Raw genomic sequence first — 21,968 nt, 5'->3', positions numbered from 1 at the left:
CGAAAGAGGGATGCCAATGCCGTTGTCGCGAACACTGATGCGAATGTAACCAGCCTCCTGACGCGAAGCAATGCGTACTTCTACCGTGTCTTTGGAGTATTTCAGGGCGTTGTCTATCAGGTTGGAAAGGGCTTCCTTCAGAAACTCCATGTCGGCATAGACCGCTTCGGCCTGAAGGTCGGTGCTGAAGGTGACGGGCTTCGCCGCCTTGGCCTCGAACACCTGTATCAGTTCGTCCACCATGGGGCGCAGGAGATGCCAGTCCTTGTCGAGCAACAGCTGGTGATGCTCCATCTTCGAAAGGGTCAGTACGCGGTTGGTCAGGTCAAGCAAGTGCAACCCTTCTTTCTCCAGCAGTTCGAAGTGCTCGCGCTTGCGTTCGGGCTTGGCGTCCAGGCGACCACTGCGCAGATTCCTCGCCGCCATCAGAATAGTGCTGATAGGCGTCTTCATGTCGTGCACCATGGCGTAGGAGAAGTCCTCGCGCATCTGCGACAGCTTGTCCTGACGACGGATGGTGTCTACCTGTTTGGCAATGCCATAAGCCAACAGCAAGAAGCCCACCACCGTACCCAACAGATAATAAAGCTGTGCACCGACGGTCTCGGCACGAAGGTTAAGAAGCTGCGCACGCACCCCGTGCAGACTGTCTATCGGAATGACGAACGTACGCCGGTGCTCCAGCTCCCGTTCGTAATCGACGAAGTAATGCAAGGCAGAGCGAAACACCACGGTCGAGTCGCCCGCCAGCGGCACCGTGTCCAGTCGGAAACGGAGGCGACGCAATCCGTCTTCACGCAGTTGCTGATGGAAGAGGGAGTCCAGTCCGGCCTCGGGGCAAAGGGCGTGACGGTCGTCGGCGCGGCACCAGGCTTCGTGAACAGTGCGCATCACACGCTGGCTGTTGAGTCCCAGGCTCATACCCGTCCAGCGGCCGAGAAAGAAGACAGCTACGGCAGCGGCAACAAGGGTGAGGAGGATGTAGAAGGACTTGGACATCTTTTTTAATGGTTAATGATGAATGGTTAATGGTAAATGGTTAGCGGTAAACAACAGGCCATACTTGGTACAGCCTCGCTTATTGACCATTTACCATTAATCATTAACCATTGACAAAAGTAGTTTCTTTTTCCTTTCCTTCCAACTGTTAACGTAAAGATAACGTAACGTTAACCTTCCGTTTACCAAGGAGGACTTATCTTTGCAACGTCAACCAGAAACGAATATCACAATGAAAACAACTTTCAAGAGCCACATGACCCGCTTCCTCGCGAAAGAAGCGGAGTCGCTGACAGGTAACGAACCCGTCAAAAAAATCTTCATCCTAGCAGCCGTAGGGCTGGCCAGCTTCATCGTCTGCTTCGCGGCGGGCTACTATATCGGAAAATATATGGCCATCTTTTATTGAATCCTATCATTCACGCTTTATGGAAACAACAGTACAACCCAATCCGAACCCCGCCTCGCAACCGAACGGCATAGAAGTGAAAATCAACCCGGGACGAATCAGCATTTACGTCATCGTGTTCTACCTGCTGGTCATGTTCGCCAGCTCAGTTCTCTACATCTTCATCTGGGAAGAGTTCTCCGTTTACAACCTGGGCCACTACATCGGGCAGCACTGGGGAAGAGGTATCTTCGGACTGCTGCTCATCATATTTGCCCTTTACATCCTGGCCGGCAGTCTGGTGACGTACTTCATCAGCGGACGCAGTTTGAAAGGCATCCGCTGGCACTGCGACTGGAAATCAGCAGGATTCTATCCCTCCCGAGCTGTTCCCCTGAAGCATTACCGCCTGTTGCTGCTCCTGCCAGGTATCCTGCTGGGCGTGCTGCCCATGCTGCACGGCTTCTGCACCGGCAATGCCACAGCCTACGTCTTCGGCATCATCACATTGGTGTGCAGCACTGCCGACTTCACAATGTGGTACAAGTTGCGTCCTTTCGACGATGAGGATTTGTTCCAAACGGGGAAAAACACATACGAAGGCACCGTCATCCGACGCAACTACGCGAAGTAAGGACAAAGCACAAACTCCCAAAAGCCGCTGTACGGTTTCCCCATAGGACAGCAATATTCTCATTAGTATGAGAAAACAATTCTCATGCTTATGAGAAGACCGTTCTCATAGTTATGAGAAGATTATTCTCATGACTGTGAGAAAACTATTCTCCCCTTATGAGACGAAAGGAGAATACCGGGAAAACTCCTGCAAACCTTCCTTGGCTGTGCAACCGGCAGCATACCTGCCGGCGAACAGCTCCTTACAACGGCTTCCGCACCGGCATTGTTAACAAGAAGTTAATTGTAACGGTTTGTGTAAGAAAAATCCTATCTTTGCGACATTTAATAATAATGTTTGTCGGGAATTAGAGAGACATACACTAAACAAAAGAGCAAAAACAATGAAAATAGCACTTATCGGTTATGGAAAAATGGGCAAGGAGATTGAGAAGATTGCCCTCGGCCGCGGACACGAAATCGTCTGCATCATCGACATCGACAACCAGGAGGACTTCCAGTCCGAAGCCTTCCGCTCGGCCGACGTGGCCATCGAGTTCACCAATCCCAAAGCAGCCTACGGCAACTACATGAAGGCTTTTGAGGCAGGTGTAAAACTGGTGTCGGGCAGTACCGGCTGGCTCGAAGAGCACGGCGAAGAAGTACGCCGCCTCTGCACCGAAGGAGGCAAGACACTGTTCTGGTCGAGCAATTTCAGTCTGGGCGTAGCCATCTTCTCGGCCGTCAACAAGTATCTGGCCCGAATCATGAACCAGTTCCCCGGCTATGACGTCAGCATGAGCGAAACGCACCACGTCCACAAGCTCGATGCCCCCAGCGGCACCGCCATCACCTTGGCCGAAGGCATTCTGGAGAACCTTGACCGCAAAACGCGCTGGGTGAAAGGAACGCTTCAGGCCCCCGACGGCACCGTGACAGGCACTACCGCCTGCGCCAACGACGAACTGCCCGTCAGCTCCATCCGCGAAGGTGAAGTACCGGGCATCCACAGCATCCGCTACGACTCCGAAGCAGACAGTATCACCATCACCCACGATGCCAAAAACCGCAGTGGCTTCGCCCTGGGCGCCGTGCTGGNNNTTCGCCCTGGGCGCCGTGCTGGCAGCCGAATACACCGCCACACACGAAGGCTTCCTGGGGATGAGCGACTTATTTCCGTTTCTGAAATAAACAAGAACTATCGTCATGAGAAAAGCTACACGTTCACAATGGATTAAATTCAGTATTGTCACCCTGCTCTATCTGGCCTTCCTGATATGGGTAAGCTGCTGGTGGGGAGTGATAGTCGTACCCTTCATCTTCGACGTCTACATCAGCAAGAAGATTCCCTGGGGATGGTGGAAGAAGTCGAAGAACGCCACCGTACGCACCGTCATGAGCTGGGTGGACGCCATCGTCTTCGCCTTGGTGGCCGTCTACTTCGTCAACCTCTACATCTTCCAGAACTATCAGATACCGTCTTCCTCGCTGGAGAAATCGTTGCTCGTGGGCGACTTCCTCTACGTCAGCAAGATGAGCTACGGTCCCCGTGTGCCCAACACGCCGCTCTCCATGCCGCTGGCACAACACACGCTGCCCATCTTCAACTGCAAGTCGTACATCGAATGGCCGCAATGGAAGTACAAACGTGTACCGGGATTCGGCAAGGTGAAACTGAATGACATCGTTGTCTTCAACTTCCCCGCCGGCGATACCGTCGCACTCAACCATCAGATGGAAGACTTCTACGCCCTGGCCTACCGCGAAGGCAAGAGCCTGTATCCCAAGCACGTGGACATGGACAGCCTGACACGCCAGCAACAGCGAGCCGTCTACGACCTGTACTATAGCGCCGGACGCAACAAGATACTCTCCAACCCGCAGATGTACGGCAAAGTCGTAGTGCGCCCCGTCGACCGCCGCGAGAACTACGTGAAGCGCTGTGTAGGCCTGCCCGGCGACACCCTACAAATCGTAGACGGACAAGTATGCATCGACGGCCAAGCCATCAAGAACCCCAAGGACATGCAGTTCAACTACTTCGTGCAGACCACCGGACCGTACATCCCCGATGAAATGTTCCGCGACTTGGGCATCAGCAAGGACGACCAGATGCTGATGACCGAAGACCTGAACTGGGAAATGGGACTGATGGAAATGGGACTGGACCGCCGCGACGCACAAGGCCGACTGACACCGGTCTATCACCTGCCGCTCACCCAAGCCATGTACGACGCACTGGCTGGAAACACGAAGCTGATCAGCCGCATCGTCAAGGAGCCTGCCATTTACTCGGGCGACATGTTCCCGCAGAATCTCTATACGAAGTGGGACCGCGACAACTACGGCCCCATCTGGATTCCTGCCAAAGGTGCTACCATCACCCTGACCGACGACAATCTGCCCCTGTACGAACGATGCATCGAAGCCTACGAAGGCAACAAGCTGGAGCGCCGGGCTGACGGCATCTACATCAACGGACAGAAGACGGATACATACACCTTCCAGATGGATTACTACTGGATGATGGGCGACAACCGTCACAACTCGCTTGACTCCCGCTACTGGGGCTTCGTACCCGAGGATCACGTAGTAGGTCGCCCCATCGTCGTCTGGCTGTCGCTGGACAAAGACCGTGGCTGGTTTGACGGTAAAATCCGCTGGAACAGACTGTTCAAGATCGTAAAAGATGAATGATACAGAAAGGGAATGAAAGGGCGGTAAAGACAGTTCTGTCCTTTCATCCCTTCCAACCCTAACACAAAGCATCCGCAGCATGAAAGTATGGAAAACCATCGGCCTGATAGCAGGAACAATACTCGTTGTAGTGTTGCTCCGGGGTTGTGTGGCCATTCCTTACTTGATTCCCTCGTCGGGCATGGAAAATTCACTGTACCGAGGCGAACGCATACTGGTGAACAAATGGAGCTATGGCCTCCGCTTGCCTTTCATGGCCTGGCTGGGCTATCACCGCTGGGGCGACAAGCCCGTACGGAAAGACGACATCATCGTCTTCAACAATCCAGCCAATCTGAAGGAACCCATAGCCGACCGCCGCGAAGTATTCATCAACCGCTGCATCGGCACGCCGGGTGACACGCTGCTGATAGACTCCCTCTTTTCCGTCGTATCGTCCGAGCAGGATGCTCCCGACCAGAAGTTTCTCTATGCCTATCCGCGCAACCGCGAAAAGCAGCTCGACTCACTGCTGCCGTTGCTCAACATCAAGCCCGGCCCGATACTGGGTCAGGACTCTGTGCACAACATACGCAGCTTCAGCCGCTACGAAGCCTATCTGCTGGAACAGTCGCTCAACATCTGCCCTTGGATAGAACCGCTGGACCAGACCGACTCTGCCCGTGCCCTGAAACCGTTGATTGTACCCGGCAAAGGCAAAGTGCTGCGCGTATATCCCTGGAACCGTACCCTGCTGTGCAACACGCTCGTGATGCACGAGCACCGGCAGGCTGAAATCCGGAATGATACCCTTTTCGTCGACGGCAAGCCCACACAGCACTGCTACTTCACCAAAGACTATTACTGGGTAGTGTCCAACAATCCCGTCAACCTGTCCGACTCGCGCCTCTTCGGGTTCGTGCCCAAAGACCACATCATAGGCAAAGCCTCGCTGATATGGTTCTCCAAACGCGATGATAGCGGCCCTTTTAGCGGTTACCGCTGGGAACGCATCGGACAGCGGATTCACTAACTCCGTACATACGCTCCATACGATTTAAAAGCATTCTCTACGAAAATGAAAACAATATTTCTGTCCTCCGCCTATCTGGCTCCTGTAGAATATTACGTCAAACTGCTGACGTATGACAAAATCTTCATCGAGCAGTACGACCATTACCTGAAGCAAACCTACCGCAACCGCTGCACCATCGCTGCTCCCGACGGTCCGCTGGCACTTACAGTACCCATTGTGAAGCCCGATACGCCCAAATGCTTTATGCGCGACATCCGCATCTCCGACCACGGCAACTGGCGCCACCTGCACTGGAATGCCTTGGAATCGGCCTACAATCATACTCCCTTCTTCGAGTACTACAAGGATGATTTCCGCCCCTTCTACGAAAAGAAATACGAGTTCCTGATGGACTTCAACGAAGCCTTGTGCCGCCTCATCTGTTCGCTCATCGACCTGCAACCCGACCTGACACGTACTTCCGAATACCGCACTTCGTTCGGTCCCAACGAAGACGACTTCCGCGAACGCATCCATCCCAAAAAAGATTTCCGTACGGAAGACGATGCCTTCTCTCCCTGCTCCTACTATCAGGTATTTCAGGAAAAACTGGGATTCCTGCCCAATCTCAGCATAGTCGACCTGTTGTTCAACATGGGTCCTGAAAGCCTGCTGGTACTTCAAAAAAGCTGTTTACAGGAATAAAAACGGACGGAAATTTGCACGAATGAAACCAGGAAGAAAGAATTTGAGACAAACGTGCAACACTTGTAATGAAATTAATGTGTAACTTTGTTGTTGAAGTAGGACATCCGAACAAAAGAAACAGATTCTAACTAATTATTAAAACATAATTCATCATGAAAAACTTATTCGACATCAAAGACAGAGTAGTAGTCATCACCGGTGGAACCGGTATTCTGGGCAGAGCCATCGCCGCTCATTTGGCAGAAGAAGGCGCTAAAGTTGTTATCCTCGGACGTAAAGCCGAAGTAGGAAACGCCATTGTAGAAGGTATCAAAGCCAACGGAGGCGAAGCCATGTTCCTGACCACCGACGTGATGAACCGTGAAATATTAGAGCAAAACCTGGCCGACATCCTGAAAGCCTACGGACGGGTAGACGCTTTGCTGAACGCTGCCGGAGGCAACATGCCGGGAGCTACCATCGCACCCGACGGTACTTTCTTTGACCTGAAGATTGAAGAATTCCAACGCGTACTCGAACTGAACCTGACCGGTACTGTACTGCCCACACAGGTATTCCTGAAACCAATGGTAGAACAGAAGAAGGGAGCTATCGTCAACTTCTCCAGTATGGCCGCCTTCCGCCCCATGACCCGCGTAGCAGGCTATGCTGCAGCCAAGGCTGGCATCTCTAACTACACCGCCTTCATGGCTACCGAAGTGGCCAAGAAGTTCGGCGAAGGCATCCGCGTGAACGCCATCGCTCCGGGCTTCTTCCTGACCGAACAGAATCGCACCCTGCTGACCAACCCCGATGGCTCATGGACGCAACGCGGACAAGACGTCATCCGTCAGACTCCTTTCGGCCGTATGGGACGCCCCGAAGAACTGTGCGGTACCATCCAGTACCTCATCAGTGACGCTTCCAGCTTCGTAACAGGTACCGTAGCCGTAGTAGACGGTGGATTCAATGTGTTTGCTATGTAAAATTTTCTTAGGAGTTAAGGAGACAGGAATTAAGGAGTTAAGCCGATACTTTTGTTTTTTGAAAGCCTATCATTTGGCTTAACTACTTAACTCTTGACTCCTTAACTCCTCCAACATAAAAAACATACCCATTATGATACTTTGCGAACAAACCTGGCGCTGGTACGGTCCCAACGACCCTGTCAGCCTATGGGATATCAAGCAGGCCGGAGCCACCGGCATCGTCAATGCCCTGCACCACATCCCCAACGGCGAAGTGTGGACTGTAGAAGAAATCATGAAGCGCAAGCAGATGATCGAAGAAGTAGGTCTCACGTGGTCTGTTGTCGAAAGTGTACCCGTTCATGAGCACATCAAGACGCAGACAGGCGACTATCAGAAGTACATCGACAATTACAAGGAAAGCCTGCGCAACCTGGCAAAATGCGGTGTAAACATCGTCACTTACAATTTCATGCCCGTGCTGGACTGGACACGCACCGACCTGGCTTATGAACTGCCCGACGGCAGCCGCGCCCTGCGCTTCGAACGTGCCGCTTTCATAGCTTTCGATCTCTTCCTGCTGCACCGCCCCGGTGCCGAAGCCGAATACACCGAAGAAGAGAAGGCCAAAGCCCGTGCTCGCTTCGAGCAGATGACCGAAGAAGATAAGCAGAAACTCGTCCGCAACATGATAGCTGGCCTGCCCGGCTCGGAAGAAAGCTTCACGCTGGAACAATTCCAGCACGAACTGGATCGCTACAAAGACATTACCCCCGAACGTCTCCGCCAGAACCTTATCTACTTCCTGAGCGAGATCTGCCCCGTAGCCGACGAAGTGGGTGTGAAGCTCGTCATTCATCCCGACGACCCGCCTATGTCTATCCTGGGCCTGCCGCGCATCATGAGTTGCGCTGAAGACTTCCAGGCACTCATCGACGCCGTACCCAATCCCAGCAACGGACTCTGCCTGTGCACCGGTTCCTTAGGTGTGAGCAGCGCCAACGACTGCGCCGCCATGATGACCCGCTTCGGCGACCGCATCAACTTCGTACACCTGCGCTCCACCAAGCGCGATGCCGAAGGCAACTTCTACGAAGCCAACCACTTGGAAGGCGACGTCGACATGTACGGCGTAATGAAAGCCTTCCTCGAACTGCAACAGCGTCGCGGTGTCTCCATCGCCATGCGCCCTGACCACGGACACCAGATGGTGGACGACCTGCGCAAGAAAACCAACCCCGGCTACTCGTGCATCGGCCGCCTGCGCGGACTGGCTGAACTTCGCGGACTGGAAATGGGGATTGCGAAGACGCTGTATAAATAAAAAAGCCCGAAGCTGAATACATTTTCAGACGCAGACGATACAGATAACATAGAGTTACTTTATCCTCCCGAATATGCGTGACATTTATACGGGAAAAGCTCTCTAAAAAACATGTTATCCGTATCATTTGCGTCTGAACAGTTCTATTCTGCTACACTAATACTTGTATATTCAAACCCTAATTGCAATCATCACACACGTATGCTCAAACTCCTACCACCCAACGGCGAAAACCACGTACTGCTGCACTCCTGCTGTGCTCCTTGTTCGTCGGCTATTATCGAATGTATGCTGGCCAACAATATACGACCTACAGTATTCTACTGCAACCCCAACATCTATCCTCGGGAAGAATACGAAGTACGTAAGAACGAAGCCATACGTTTTGTTACGTCTCAGGGCCTCGATTTTGTCGATGCGGACTACGATTACGAGCATTGGAAAAGTCTGATGCAAGGACTGGAGGATGAACCCGAACGCGGAGCACGCTGCCTGCGTTGCTTCACCCTGCGCCTCACCGAGACGGCACGCTATGCCGCCACGCACGGCTTTACCCTGTTCACGACTACCCTTGCCTCGTCGCGCTGGAAGAGCCTGGAGCAAATCAATGAGGCCGGACGACGTGCCGCCGCACGTTATCCCGGCACCCTCTTCTGGGAACAGAACTGGCGCAAAGGCGGCCTGCAGGAACGCCGCAACCAGCTATTACACGAGTACGACTTCTACAACCAACAATACTGCGGTTGCGAATTCAGTATGAGACGACTGACAGAAAAAAACATATAAGACTGTCTTTTGAGGGAACCAATCATATCAAACTAAAAAAACGAACCGTCTGTTATACAGAAAAAGTGCGCCAAGATGAAGTAACTGCTTTCTTCATCCTGGCACACCCACTATTGAGTGAAAGCCACTCTCTATCAGAACGTATAATGGAAACCTATCGACAGGTCTTCACTGCTGAAATTGAAACCGTAGCCATCAGAAGTATCCAGCATATAATCATCCCGATAACCCAGGAAACCATATTTGGCAATCAGACTAAAATGATTTGTCACCTTAAGGGCCAAACCAGGTTTCAGTCCCAGTTCAAAACCTGCCTCAGAATCGGCACCCTTATACTTCTGTGATGATACACCAATACAACCGTCAACAAAGAAACGAACCGCTTTATTCTCGAAAAAAGAATAACGAGCATACGGCGCAAAGGCAAAACCCGTCCATTTTGCTTTTACGTGATCGTCCACTTTATGCTTGGAATGCGACAGAATAAGCTGGGCACCCACCGACCACTGATCGGAAAACTCATACCCGACTTCGGGAGCTAACGTAAAACTTGTAGCATCGGCATCATCGTTATGCCAAAGGCTGATATTTCCACCTACATAGACTTGCGATTTCGCAGCCAAAGCTGCCATTACTACAAACAGAAATACTACAATTCTTTTCATACTCTTACTAATTTATTAGACATATTAATAATTTCTAAACACACAATACGGACTTTTAGTTTAGCAAAACAAATATTTGTTCACTTGGTACTTACACCCGAGTAATATTCAAGACCTGTAAAAGAAAGCCTTACACTATCACAAGCTACTTATAATCAGACTAATGATATCAAGTTCTTACTTACCAGAATAAGAATAGTAGTTACGCACATCTTTCACCCCCCATAAATTTCTTTACGAAGCAAAAGTTTAATTTCAATTATCCCAGATAAACCAACTCCGACAGATAATCCTCGCCCAGCATTTCATTGGCTACTTCGAGCAACTGGTCGGAAGTAAGCAGACTGATGCGGCGGCAAATGGCTTCCTGCGACTCGTAACGGTTATAGTGGAGGAAAGTCTTGGCCATACCTAGGGCATTGTTTTCGTTGTTGTCCGACGCCACACCTATCTGGCCTATCAACTGCTTCTGCGCTGCTGCCAGTTGCGAAGTAGTCAAACGGGTGTCGCGCAAACGCCTCAGCTCCTTATACACCAGGCGTGTACAAAGATCCACGTCATCGGGGTCGCAACCAAAGTAGATGCAGAAGGTGCCGGTATCGGTATAAGCAGTCAGATTGGACTCTACGTTATATACCAACCCACGGCGCTCGCGCAACGCTACGTTCAGGCGGCTGTTCATGCCGGGACCGCCCAGCAGGTTGTTCAGCAGATACAGGGCCGTACGTTTCTCGTCGTAGGCATTGTAGCCACGGGCACCTATCATCACGTGTGTCTGGTTCGTACCTTTTTTCATCACCAGTCGGTCGGGCACATAAGGCAAAGGGGGCATCCGTCGGTTGTCCGAAGGATTGCCGGTAGCTGTTCCTCCTGCTACGTTGCCCACCAGCTTCTCGGCCAAGCGGACAACCCGGCGGAAATCAACATCACCCAATACAAAGAATATTGCATTCTCCGGCCGATAGTAACGACGAGTAAAAGCTACGGCATCCTCGGTACGGAACGTGCGGAGTTGTTCGGGATTGCCCAGAATGTTACGCCCCAGCGGATGACCGCGGAAAATAAGGTCTTCGAAATCGTCGAAGATCAGTTCAGCAGGGTTGTCCTCGTACGACTGTATCTCGTCGATAATCACCTCTGTCTCCTTTTCAATCTCGTGTTGCGGAAAAGTGGAATGAAATACAATATCAGCCAACAGCTCAAAAGCCCGGCTGAAGTGCTCGACAAGGAAAGCAGAGTAGATCACCGTCTCTTCCTTGTTGGTGTAGGCATTGAGGTCACCGCCTACGTTCTCCATACGATTCAGGATGTGCCAGGCCCGTCGTTTGTGAGTTCCCTTAAAAATGAGATGTTCCACAAAGTGAGCCATACCTTGCTCATCGGGCATCTCATCGCGTGTGCCTGCATCGACAGCAAATCCACAATAAGCCACCCGTGAAGCCAACGGCTCGTGAATGATGCGCAGACCGTTGGCCAGTGTATATGTGCTATATTTCCCGTTGGTTTCGTTCAAATGCTCCATTCTGACGTTTCAAACTGATTGCAGGTACAAAAATACAATAAAACTTATTGCCGTTTATGGAAAATTATAGATATTTGCAAAACCAGATAACCAAAACCGAAAGAAATGATAGCATCTATTCAAGAGCTTTTGCAGAAAGAGGCACAAGCAGTACTGAACATCCCTGTGACGGACGCCTACGAAAAAGCCGTGTCGCTCATCGTGGAACACGTACACCGCCGTAAGGGTAAACTTGTGACCTCAGGTATGGGAAAGGCAGGGCAGATTGCCATGAACATTGCTACTACCTTTTGCTCGACAGGCATCCCAGCCGTCTTCCTGCATCCCAGCGAAGCCCAACACGGTGACTTGGGCATCCTGCAGGAAAACGACCTGTTGCTGCTCATCTCCAATTCCGGAAAAACGCGTGAAATTGTAGAGCTCACCCAACTGGCCCACAACCTGGACCCCAGTCTGAAATTCATTGTCATCACCGGCAACCCCGACAGTCCGCTAGCTCGCGAAGCCACCGTCTGCCTCAGTACCGGCAGTCCCAAGGAAGTATGCGCACTGGGCATGACGCCCACAACTTCGACCACCGTCATGACCGTCATCGGTGATATCCTGGTGGTACAGACCATGAAACAGACCGGATTCACCATTGAAGACTATTCAAAACGCCACCACGGCGGCTATCTCGGAGAAAAATCACGTTCATTATGCGTAAAGTAATAGGTATCGGCGAGACTATTCTCGACATCATCTTCCGCAACGGACAGCCCACAGCGGCTGTGCCCGGCGGTTCTGTATTCAACGGCATCGTCTCTTTGGGACGTGCGGGTGTTCCCATCTGTTTCATCAGCGAGACAGGGAACGACCACGTAGGAGAGATCATCCTCCGCTTCATGCGCGAAAACAACATTCCTACCGACCACGTCAACGTCTTCCCCGACGGGAAATCACCCGTATCGCTTGCTTTCCTCAACGAACACAGTGATGCAGAATACATCTTCTACAAAGACTACCCCAAACAGCGACTCGACGTAGAATATCCGCAAATTCAGGAAGACGACATCGTGATGGTAGGCTCGTACTATGCCCTGAATCCCGTCTTGCGCGACAAGGTAGTAGAACTGCTGGAACGCGCGCACGACATGCATGCCATCGTCTACTACGACCCCAACTTCCGCTCCTCGCACAAGGAAGAAGCCATCAAACTGGCTCCCACCATCATCGAGAATCTGGAGTATGCCGACATCGTACGCGGCTCGCAAGAAGACTTCTTCTACATGTGGGGCCTGAAGGAAGCCGACAAAATCTACCGCGATAAGGTGAAGTTTTACTGTCGTAACTTCCTCTGCACGGCAGGAGCCCAGCAGGTATCACTACGCACGGCTACCCTTTCCAAAGACTATCCCATTCCTCCGCTTGAGGCAGTCAGCACCATCGGCGCGGGCGACAATTTCAACGCAGGTATCATCTTCGGCCTACTGAAGTATAACGTACGCTACGATGACCTCGCCACGATGGACGAAGCCACATGGGACAAAGTCATCCGTTGCGGCATCGAGTTTGCCGCTGACGTGTGCTGCAGTTTCAACAATTCGGTTTCGAGGGAGTTTGCGGAAGCACATACGCTTTAACAAGACGATTTATATAGGTAAAGAGAAGAGAGAGAAGCCGATATCCCGCATGGCAGTCCCACTGCAACAGCGGAATATCGGTTTATTCTTTTTCTTTACACTCTCCCGTCATTTGCTTAAAGTTCAAAAAAGAAACCTAAATCAATTAACCGGCGAGCATCGTCTGTAACTAAATTACATATATTTGTGAAGTATAGGACACGCTATATTTGTAGAAACGCTTAGAGACAATTACAAATTATGTACAGGAAGCTTTTGATTGGTTTTACTTTGTCTGTGCTGCTGCCTGCATGCAGCGGTCTGACCCCTCACATCGCCGTCGTGTGCGAAGAGAACAATGTAGGCAATTGCATTGTGAAATGGGAAACAGCTCCCCTTATCGAGGGGGACGTCAAAGTCTATGCCTCGACCCAGCCAGAATCTGCTCCCGAAAGCAATCCCGTGGCCATAGCCAACATTTCCGACCAGACAACCACCGTCATCAACAGCGATCCCTCTCAGCGTTATTACTATACATTGGTATTCAACGACAAATACCGGATAAAGACTGCCGCCCGAAATGTCAACATCCCCGGCGTACAAAATTTCCGTGACTTGGGAGGATATGCCTCGTACGGCACCAAGAAACGGGTTCGCTGGGGCATGATCTACCGTTCGGCACAGATAGACAGTCTAAACTGTTTTGCCATCAGGAAACTGAAGAACATCGGCATCAAAACCATCGTCGACCTGCGAAGCCAACGGGAAACAGGTCCACAAGTCGGTTTACGCAAGAACTTCGACGTAGTGAACATCGCTATTCCCATAAACGACATCGAGCTGGTACTGGACAAAGTGGAAAAGCACAAACTCAGAAAAGATTCGGTTCTGCAAATCGTAGAGCAAGCCAACCGTGAGATTGTGAACAAATACACAAGTCAGCTCCGCCAGCTTTTCGACGTGCTGCTGGATGAAACCAAATACCCGCTGGTCATCGATTGCTCTTCGGGCAAGGGACGTACGGGCATTGCAGTCGCCCTTGTTCTCGCTACCCTTGGCGTCAATGCCGACATCATCATGGAAGACTACCGCCTCAGCAACTATTTCTTCAACATACCTTCTGCCACGCAATACGCCTACGACTTGCCTGTACGTTCGCAGGAAGCCATCACTGCCATCTACTCGGCCCGCGAGAACTTCCTGAACGCCGCCAAGGACGAGATAGAGAAACGGTACGGCGACGTAGATACCTACCTGAAGAAAGGCATCGGACTGACCAAGGAAGAAATAAAGAAACTGCAAAGTATTCTTTTGATAAAAAAATAAGCTGTCACATTCGATTTACCGCGCATCGGGCTACAAATCAGCCTCATCATACCGCATTCTTCGCCTAAAAGCCTTATCTTTGCACCGAATTATTATACAGGATATTGAATGAAGACATTTGAAGAGCTCGGTGTGTCGCCGGAGATACGCCGCGCCATCGAAGAGATGGGATATGAGAATCCCATGCCGGTACAAGAAGAAGTGATTCCTTACCTTTTAGGAGAAAACAACGACGTCGTGGCCCTGGCACAGACCGGAACGGGCAAAACGGCCGCTTTCGGCCTGCCGCTGATACAGAAGGTCGATGTGGCACGGCGCATTCCACAGTCGCTTATCCTATGCCCCACACGCGAACTGTGTCTGCAGATTGCAGGCGACCTGACTGATTACAGCAAATATATCGAAGGCTTGCGCGTGCTGCCCGTCTACGGTGGCTCGTCCATCGAAAGTCAGATACGCGCCCTGAAGCAGGGAGTGCACATCATTGTGGCCACACCCGGACGACTGATTGACCTGATGGAGCGCAAAACCGTATCGCTGGCCACCATACAGAACGTCGTCATGGACGAAGCCGACGAAATGCTCAACATGGGCTTCACCGACAGCATCAACGCCATCCTGGCCGACGTACCACAGGAACGCAACACGCTGCTTTTCTCGGCCACTATGAGCCCCGAGATAGCCCGCATCGCCAAGAACTACCTGCACGACGCCAAAGAAATCACCATCGGACGCAAAAACGAAGGTACCGCCAACGTAAAACATATCGTTTACGTGGTGCATGCCAAGGACAAATACGAGACTCTGAAACGCATTGTCGATTACTATCCGCAGATATACGGCATCATCTTCTGCCGCACCCGCAAGGAGACGCAGGAAATAGCCGACAAGCTGATGCAGGAAGGCTACAACGCCGACTCGCTGCACGGCGAACTGTCGCAGGCACAGCGCGACGCCGTGATGCAGAAGTTCCGCATCCGCAACCTGCAACTGCTGGTAGCTACCGACGTGGCTGCACGCGGACTGGACGTGGACGACCTGACACACGTCATCAACTACGGCCTGCCCGACGACACCGAAAGCTACACCCACCGCAGCGGACGTACCGGACGTGCCGGAAAGACAGGTACCTCCATCGCCATCATCAACCTGCGCGAGAAGGGCAAAATGCGCGAAATAGAGCGCATCATCGGCAAGAAGTTCCAGCCCGGTGAAATGCCGACCGGTAAACAAATCTGCGAGAAACAGCTGTTCAAGGTAATAGACGACCTGGAGAAAGTGAAGGTGAACGAAGAAGAAATCGAATCGTTCATGCCCGACGTTTATCGCAAGCTGGACTGGCTGTCAAAAGAGGACCTCATCAAGCGTATGGTGTCGCACGAGTTCAACCGCTTTCTGGATTACTATCGCGACCGCCCCGAAATCTCCATCGTCGGCGACAGCAGCGCCAAGGGCGAGAAAGCCGGCAAGCGACAGGGCGAAAAAGGCGGACGAAACAACAGCCGTCAGGCCGAACCGGGCTTCACACGCCTCTTCATCAATCTGGGCAAGGTGGACAACTTCTTCCCCAACGAGCTCATCAGCCTGCTGAACAGCAACACCCGCGGACGTGTAGAGCTGGGACGCATCGACCTGATGCCCAAGTTCTCGTTCTTCGAGGTCGAAGAACAAGAGGCCCGCAACGTGCTGAAAGCCCTGAACCGTACCAAGTGGAACGGTCGCAAAGTGGTGGTAGAAGTAGCCGGAGAAGAAGAGAAGGAAACCGGCCGCAGAAACAACCGGAAGGACGACTCCAAGGGCAAGCGCGAAGCCGCCAAGGGCAAAGGAAAAGCCCAAGAAGCCCCTGCTGCCGAAAAGAAGAAAAAGCCCAGCCGCGAAGAGCGTGGTTACACCAAGCCCCGTGGCAAGAAGGACGACTGGAAGCAGTTCTTCCAGCACAACAACGACCTGAAAGGTCCCGAACCCGACTTCGACGAAGAGGGATGGGCCAAGCCGTCGAAAAAGAAAAAGAAGTAACAGCCAACCCTTACAACCGATACCATGACCCTGCAACAACTGGAATATATCCTCGCCGTAGAGCAGTACCGCCACTTTGCCAAAGCGGCCGAGCACTGCCGCGTGACACAGCCCACGCTGAGCACCATGATACAGAAACTCGAAGACGAACTGGACACCCGCATCTTCGACCGTAGTCGCCAGCCCATAGCCCCCACTCCCATCGGCCTGCACATCCTTGCCCAGGCCCGGGAGGTGCTTGCGCAGGCAGCCCGCATCAAAGCGATGGTCGAAGAGGCCAAAGGCTCCTTCACAGGGACGTTCAATCTGGGCATCCTGCCTACTATTGCTCCCTACCTGCTGCCCCGCTTCTTCCCACAGCTGATGAAGAAGTACGATGGACTGGACATACGGGTGACGGAGATGAAGACCGCCGACATCAAGCGCGCCTTGCGCGAGGGAAGCATTGACGCAGGTATTGTAGCCAGTCTGGCAGGCATGGAGGAATACGAGCAGACAAGCCTCTTCTACGAACAGTTTTATGCCTATGTAGCGCGCGAAAGCAGTCTCAGTAGCCATTCGCTGATACGTACGTCCGACCTCAGCGGCGAACAGCTCTGGCTGCTCGACGAAGGCCATTGCTTCCGCGACCAGTTGGTGCGCTTTTGCCAGCTGAAGGCGGCACAAGCCAGCCAGCTTGCCTACCATCTGGGCAGTATGGAGACATTCATGCGCATGGTCGAGGGCGGGAAAGGCATCACCTTCATTCCCCAACTGGCCGTGTTGCAGCTCAGCGAGGCGCAACAGCAGCTAGTACGTCCCTTTGCCGTGCCCAGGCCTGCCCGCCACATCGTCCTGCTGACGGGCAAGGACTTCATCCGCCACACGCTGCGCGATGCCTTGGTGAAGGAAATACAAGCCTCCGTCCCGCAAGAAATGCTGGCTCCCCTACCCACACAGCAGGTAGTCTGAAGTTTGGAAAGAAAGCCCTCTATTTTTCCCTAACTGGAGAATATTTTTTTCCTAACTGGGAAATAATTTTTTCCTAACTGGGAAAAAATGCCGGGCTTACCCGCCCACAAAAACAAAAGATTTATCCGATTTTAAGCTCCCGTATCAACTCGCTGGCCTTGCCGTATTTCTCGATAACGAAAAGCACGTAGCGGATGTCTACCCCGATGCAACGCTGCATATCGGGCTCGTACAGGATGTCGCTGCTCATGGCTTCCCAGTTTCCGTCGAAGGCCAAGCCAAGGAGTTCGCCCCGTGCATTGAACATGGCACTGCCGCTGTTGCCGCCCGTGATGTCATTGTTCGAGATGAAGCACACCTTCATTTCGCCGTTTTCGTCGGCATACCGGCCGAAATCGCCCGACGACAGCAGCGACAGGAATTCGGGCTGTACCTCGAAGTCGGCATCGCCCTCGTGGGCACGCACCTTCTCAAGCACTCCACGGGTAGTGGTGTAGTAGTTGTAGTGTGCCCCGTCAAAAGGATCGTATCCGCAGACAGTACCGAAGCTCAGGCGCATGGAGAAGTTGGCATCGGGATAGAAATTGCGCGAAGCATAGAAGCGACGGATGGCCGCATTCAGCAGACGTTCGCCCCGGTCTATCTGCACCGAAGGTTCCTGCATCTGCATATTCAGCTCGAAAGCCTTCGTGATCAGGTCGATGCCCAGACTGATGGCAGGGTCGTCGAGCAACTGATAGGTCGTGTCACGTTCAAGGAAGCGCTTCAGGCCACGCGGAGTAGCAAACTGGGTATGGGCATAGAGCGAATCGACGAAAGCCCTGTCATCGCCCCCGTATTGCGTGGCAATGGTGTGGTAAACTTCGGGCAGGTAGGCCGAATCGACCTGCGAGCGGTATTCTTTCAGCATGGCTGTAAATACTTCCTTATCGATATCGACATCCAGATTCTTGTATGTTTCGACAATCTTCTTCAGGTTGGCCACTACGACGTCACGTTCGCCTTCGAAGTCGAAGTTCAGGATGGTGAGAGCCTGCTGCACCAGTTCGGGACCGTTCAGAAAGGCTTCCACAAAGTACGACTGTGCCCGGTTCACCTCGCGTCGGTTCTTATAGGCAAGTTCCAGGTCGGTAAACAGTTGAAGCAAGTCGGCACGTTCATCGGGTGTCTGCTGAATCCAGCGGCGCAGTTCCTGTTCCATGGCACGCTTCTTCTCCAGTACCTTCAGCTTGCGGACGGCACGGTTCATGCCAATGCTGTTTTTCCAGTAGTTGGAGCTCTCGTCGTATTTCGAAGCATACTTGATGCGGATGGAATCGTTACGGTCCATTTCGCGCTTCCAGATGGCCTGTTTTATGCCCCGTACGTCAATCTGGGCCTGGTTGGCAGTCTGCGTCATTTCCTCAATGCCATACGAAGACAAGTAACGCTCCGTACTGCCCGGATAGCCCAGCGTCATGCAGAAGGAGCCTTCGCGATAGCCGTCGAGCGAAATGGGTGCCACGTATGACGGATGATAGGGCACGTTGTCGGGCGAATAGTCGGCGGGGCGGTTGTTCTTGTCGGCATAGATGCGGAAGACACAGAAATCGCCCGTGTGGCGCGGCCACATCCAGTTGTCGTTGTCCCAGCCGAACTTTCCGATGGACGAAGGAGGGGCAAATACCAGCCGTACATCGTTGAAGTCGCGATAGACCGAGAGCCAGAACTCATTACCGCCGTAATAAGCATCGACCACCCCCACCAGCGTAGAGTCCGCGGCCGAGACTTCCGCACCGATAGCCAGCATCATCGAGTCGACTACCGAAGAACGCTCAGCCTCGGTCATGCGGGGGGTGACGTGTTTCAGCACGCGTTTGGTGACGTCCTCGGTACGCAGCAGGAAGCGGACGTACAGTTCAGGATTAGGCAGCTCCTCGCTGCGGTTGCGGGCCACAAAGCCGTCTTTCAGGTAATCGTGCTCGACGGACGAGTGTTGCTGCACGCTGCTGAAACCGCAATGATGGTTGGTCAGCACCAACCCGTCTTCGGACACCACTACGCCCGAGCAGAAACCTCCGAAACTCACCACGGCATCTTTCAGCGACGGTTTACGGGGGTTATACAACCGGCTGGCAGGCATTTCCAGTCCCAACTCTTTCATGGCTTTCCGGGTCTGCCGGTTCAGGTTGCCCAGCATCCACATGCCTTCGTCCGCATGGCTTGCCAATGCCAGCAGCAGGCAGAAGGTCATCCACTTCAGTCTCAGCTTCATATCTTTCTCTCTGTTTGTTAGTCGTTTTATTCTGCTATCAGCCTCAGCTTACGCGCACCGGTACGTGCCTTCAGCCAGTCTGTTATCTTACTCTTCTCTCGTGCGTCGGGATACTTACCAAACTTCAGCACAGCCAGCGTCACCGTATCGGTACGGAGTGAGTCGACCGTTGTCTCGATGGCATGCGAAATGGATACAGACTTCACCGACGGATAGAGAACTTTCAGTTCGGGAATGATTTTCTTGCCCAATTCATCGAACGATTGGTACCGTTGCAGGTTGCCTTCGAGTTCGGCAATCTTCTGTGTCTGCTCCTGCAAGCGCTGTTCGCTGTTCTTGTAGAAGTCTTCCATCACCATGGCACGGATGGAAGAGATGTCCATCGACTCGTTGTTCATGCCTTGCATGACAATCAGCTTCGTGTTCTCCAGCTGGTAATCCTTCATCTTGCCACGCGCCACGGCTATCGATGCATCGGGCACTTCGTCACCCATCAGCACCACGCGTATCTCGCGCTCCTTGCCCTTGTTCACAATCTTCTTGTCCAGTACCTGGGTATTCTCAAAAGAAAGTTGCTCGTTGATGAACTTGTTGGCCGCGCTCTCGAAGAATGTATTCTGAATGATGTCCACAGTCAGATAAACAGCCGGACACATGGTCAGCACCACAATGCAGATGATGTATTTGCGTACCGTCTTCTCACGGTTCTTGTCCACAAAAGCCTTGCGCTGGAAGTGCATCACCCGCACTCCGACATACGTAGCCAGACTGATGAATACCGAATTGATGAAATACAGGTAAAAAGCCCCCAGGAAGTAAATCAGATTGCCTGTAGCCAGACCGTAGCCGGCCGTACACAGGGGCGGCATCAGCGCCGTGGCAATAGCTACACCCGGTATCACGTTACCTTTTTCCTTGGTAGAAAGAGCCACTACACCCGCCATACCGCCCAACAATGCGATGAATACGTCGTAAATGGTGGGCGACGTACGTGCCAGCAGTTCCGACTGCCCCTCGGCCACCGGGCTGATGAGGAAGAAAACCGTAGCCGTCACCACGCTGAACAGCGTTGTGATGAGGAAGCTCTTCAACGAACGCTTCATCAGTTCGAAGTCGTTCAATCCCACCGACAGTCCCACACCCATGATAGGACCCATCAGCGGCGAGATAAGCATGGCACCAATAATCACGGCCGTAGAGTTGACGTTCAGTCCCAGTGAAGCCATAAAGATGGCGAATATCAATATCCACAAATTGGCTCCCTTGAACTCCACTCCCTTACGGATGGATTCTACGGTTTCGAGCTCGTTGTCCTTGTCTTTGCGCAAGTCCAGGTACTCTTTCAAAAACGCCTTGATGGCAAAGGTATTTCTGTGCGGGTCGGTTGTTTCCATAAGTCTCTTTAATTAAGTAATTATAATCGTTGTCGGACCGTAGTCACGGTTATCTGAAAAAGCGGTTTACTACCGGAATATGCCGCAAAGGCAAGTCTTTCTTCACCACATAAGCTACAAACACCAGCAGCAACACTGTGCGATAAGCCAGGCGCAGCCAGATATTGTCGATGGGAACATATTCGGCCGCCACGTAAAGCACTGCTGCCAGCAGTACGTAACCGCCTATCGCTTTCAGGTCGTAACGGATGGGATATTTCTTCTGCCCTACGAAATACGACAGCAGCATAGCCACGCCATAGCCCGTAAAGCCGGCCCATGCACAGGCCATATAGCTGAAGCGGGGAATCAGCAATACGTTCATCAGTACCAGCACCGTACATCCCGCCAGCGAGAAGTAAGCTCCCCAACGCGTCTCATCGATCAGCTTGTACCAGAAAGATAGGTTGAAGTAAATGCCCATAAAGATTTCCGCAGCCATCACAATAGGCACCACACGCAAGCCGGCCCAGTAGTCGCGACCGATGATGAACTTCAGCAAATCGAGGTAGAACATCACGGCGAGGAAAGCCAGCAGGGTGAAGATGATGAAGAACTTCATGGCCTGCGCATAAACCTCACGGTTGTCCTTGTCGCGACTCTTGCCAAAGACGAACGGCTCGTAGGCGTAGCGGAAGGCTTGTGTCAGCATGGCCATAATCATGGCTATCTTACTGGCTGCTCCGTAGATGCCCAGCTGTACGGTGGCTTCGGCCTTATCGGGATAGACGTAGGGAAAGAT

Annotated in this window: 19 protein-coding genes and 1 pseudogene; 14 read left to right on the top strand and 6 right to left on the bottom strand. The window is 52.4% G+C overall.

What is annotated here, in order from left to right:
- Positions 1–999: sensor histidine kinase (locus QVP67_RS04430; protein WP_288179901.1), on the bottom strand; the 999-nt coding region annotated here is incomplete at its 3' end.
- A 232-nt stretch (positions 1,000–1,231) separates the two neighbouring features.
- On the opposite strand from QVP67_RS04430, the gene QVP67_RS04425 reads away from it, so the two are divergent.
- From QVP67_RS04425 to QVP67_RS04385, 9 genes and pseudogenes are all read left to right on the top strand, one after another.
- The gene (locus QVP67_RS04425; RefSeq protein WP_288179900.1) at positions 1,232–1,408 is read left to right on the top strand and encodes a hypothetical protein; all 177 of its coding nucleotides are present in this window, start codon (positions 1,232–1,234) and stop codon (positions 1,406–1,408) included.
- Positions 1,409–1,427: 19 nt separating this feature from the next.
- The gene (locus QVP67_RS04420) at positions 1,428–2,021 is read left to right on the top strand and encodes a hypothetical protein (RefSeq protein WP_022162344.1); all 594 of its coding nucleotides are present in this window, start codon (positions 1,428–1,430) and stop codon (positions 2,019–2,021) included.
- Positions 2,022–2,406: 385 nt separating this feature from the next.
- A pseudogene (dapB, locus tag QVP67_RS04415) lies at positions 2,407–3,193 on the top strand (4-hydroxy-tetrahydrodipicolinate reductase).
- A gap of 15 nt (positions 3,194–3,208) precedes the next feature.
- On the top strand, positions 3,209–4,699 hold the full coding sequence (locus QVP67_RS04410; protein ID WP_022162342.1) for a S26 family signal peptidase: 1,491 nt from the start codon (positions 3,209–3,211) through the stop codon (positions 4,697–4,699).
- A gap of 79 nt (positions 4,700–4,778) precedes the next feature.
- Positions 4,779–5,711: a signal peptidase I gene (gene lepB, locus QVP67_RS04405; RefSeq protein ID WP_022162341.1), complete on the top strand. Its 933-nt coding sequence runs from the start codon at positions 4,779–4,781 to the stop codon at positions 5,709–5,711.
- 45 nt (positions 5,712–5,756) lie between these two features.
- A complete protein-coding gene (locus tag QVP67_RS04400) occupies positions 5,757–6,398 on the top strand; it encodes a WbqC family protein (RefSeq protein ID WP_022162340.1) in 642 nt (213 codons plus the stop codon).
- A gap of 155 nt (positions 6,399–6,553) precedes the next feature.
- Positions 6,554–7,366, top strand: coding sequence for an SDR family oxidoreductase (locus QVP67_RS04395; protein ID WP_022162339.1), 813 nt, complete (start codon positions 6,554–6,556; stop codon positions 7,364–7,366).
- Between the two features lie 133 nt (positions 7,367–7,499).
- Complete coding sequence (uxuA, locus tag QVP67_RS04390; protein ID WP_022162338.1) at positions 7,500–8,672, top strand: mannonate dehydratase; 1,173 nt, start codon at positions 7,500–7,502, stop codon at positions 8,670–8,672.
- A gap of 201 nt (positions 8,673–8,873) precedes the next feature.
- Positions 8,874–9,458, top strand: coding sequence for an epoxyqueuosine reductase QueH (locus QVP67_RS04385; protein ID WP_288179899.1), 585 nt, complete (start codon positions 8,874–8,876; stop codon positions 9,456–9,458).
- Between the two features lie 134 nt (positions 9,459–9,592).
- Here the strand turns inward: QVP67_RS04385 and QVP67_RS04380 are convergent, their stop codons facing one another.
- Both QVP67_RS04380 and QVP67_RS04375 read right to left on the bottom strand, forming a co-directional pair.
- On the bottom strand, positions 9,593–10,123 hold the full coding sequence (locus QVP67_RS04380) for an outer membrane beta-barrel protein (RefSeq protein ID WP_022162336.1): 531 nt from the start codon (positions 10,121–10,123) through the stop codon (positions 9,593–9,595).
- Between the two features lie 259 nt (positions 10,124–10,382).
- Complete coding sequence (locus QVP67_RS04375) at positions 10,383–11,645, bottom strand: M16 family metallopeptidase (protein ID WP_022162335.1); 1,263 nt, start codon at positions 11,643–11,645, stop codon at positions 10,383–10,385.
- 105 nt (positions 11,646–11,750) lie between these two features.
- Between QVP67_RS04375 and QVP67_RS04370 the strand changes: the two genes are divergently transcribed.
- From QVP67_RS04370 to QVP67_RS04350, 5 genes are all read left to right on the top strand, one after another.
- Positions 11,751–12,356 carry a KpsF/GutQ family sugar-phosphate isomerase gene (locus tag QVP67_RS04370; RefSeq protein ID WP_022162334.1) on the top strand — a complete coding sequence of 202 codons (606 nt, stop codon included), beginning with the start codon at positions 11,751–11,753 and terminating at the stop codon, positions 12,354–12,356.
- The gene (locus tag QVP67_RS04365; RefSeq protein WP_022162333.1) at positions 12,344–13,267 is read left to right on the top strand and encodes a carbohydrate kinase family protein; all 924 of its coding nucleotides are present in this window, start codon (positions 12,344–12,346) and stop codon (positions 13,265–13,267) included. Before QVP67_RS04370 ends, QVP67_RS04365 begins: the two co-directional genes overlap by 13 nt.
- A gap of 240 nt (positions 13,268–13,507) precedes the next feature.
- Entirely contained in the window at positions 13,508–14,572 is a 1,065-nt protein-coding gene (locus QVP67_RS04360) for a tyrosine-protein phosphatase (RefSeq protein WP_022162332.1), read from the top strand.
- Positions 14,573–14,680: 108 nt separating this feature from the next.
- Complete coding sequence (locus QVP67_RS04355) at positions 14,681–16,588, top strand: DEAD/DEAH box helicase (RefSeq protein WP_022162331.1); 1,908 nt, start codon at positions 14,681–14,683, stop codon at positions 16,586–16,588.
- A gap of 24 nt (positions 16,589–16,612) precedes the next feature.
- Positions 16,613–17,539, top strand: a complete 927-nt coding sequence (locus QVP67_RS04350) for a hydrogen peroxide-inducible genes activator (protein WP_022162330.1) — start codon at positions 16,613–16,615, stop codon at positions 17,537–17,539.
- Between the two features lie 121 nt (positions 17,540–17,660).
- Here the strand turns inward: QVP67_RS04350 and QVP67_RS04345 are convergent, their stop codons facing one another.
- The 3 genes from QVP67_RS04345 to QVP67_RS04335 all read right to left on the bottom strand — a co-directional run.
- Positions 17,661–19,793 carry a S46 family peptidase gene (locus tag QVP67_RS04345; RefSeq protein WP_022162329.1) on the bottom strand — a complete coding sequence of 711 codons (2,133 nt, stop codon included), beginning with the start codon at positions 19,791–19,793 and terminating at the stop codon, positions 17,661–17,663.
- 26 nt (positions 19,794–19,819) lie between these two features.
- Positions 19,820–21,187, bottom strand: a complete 1,368-nt coding sequence (locus tag QVP67_RS04340) for a TIGR00341 family protein (protein ID WP_022162328.1) — start codon at positions 21,185–21,187, stop codon at positions 19,820–19,822.
- A 49-nt stretch (positions 21,188–21,236) separates the two neighbouring features.
- Positions 21,237–21,968, bottom strand: a 732-nt coding sequence (locus QVP67_RS04335) for a lipopolysaccharide biosynthesis protein (protein ID WP_288179898.1), incomplete at its 5' end; no start/stop codon positions are given.

It is taken from the genome of Bacteroides sp. CAG:633 (assembly GCF_000435115.1).
Lineage (GTDB): Bacteria > Bacteroidota > Bacteroidia > Bacteroidales > Bacteroidaceae > Bacteroides > Bacteroides ndongoniae.
This window is presented reverse-complemented; position numbering and strand designations above follow the sequence as displayed.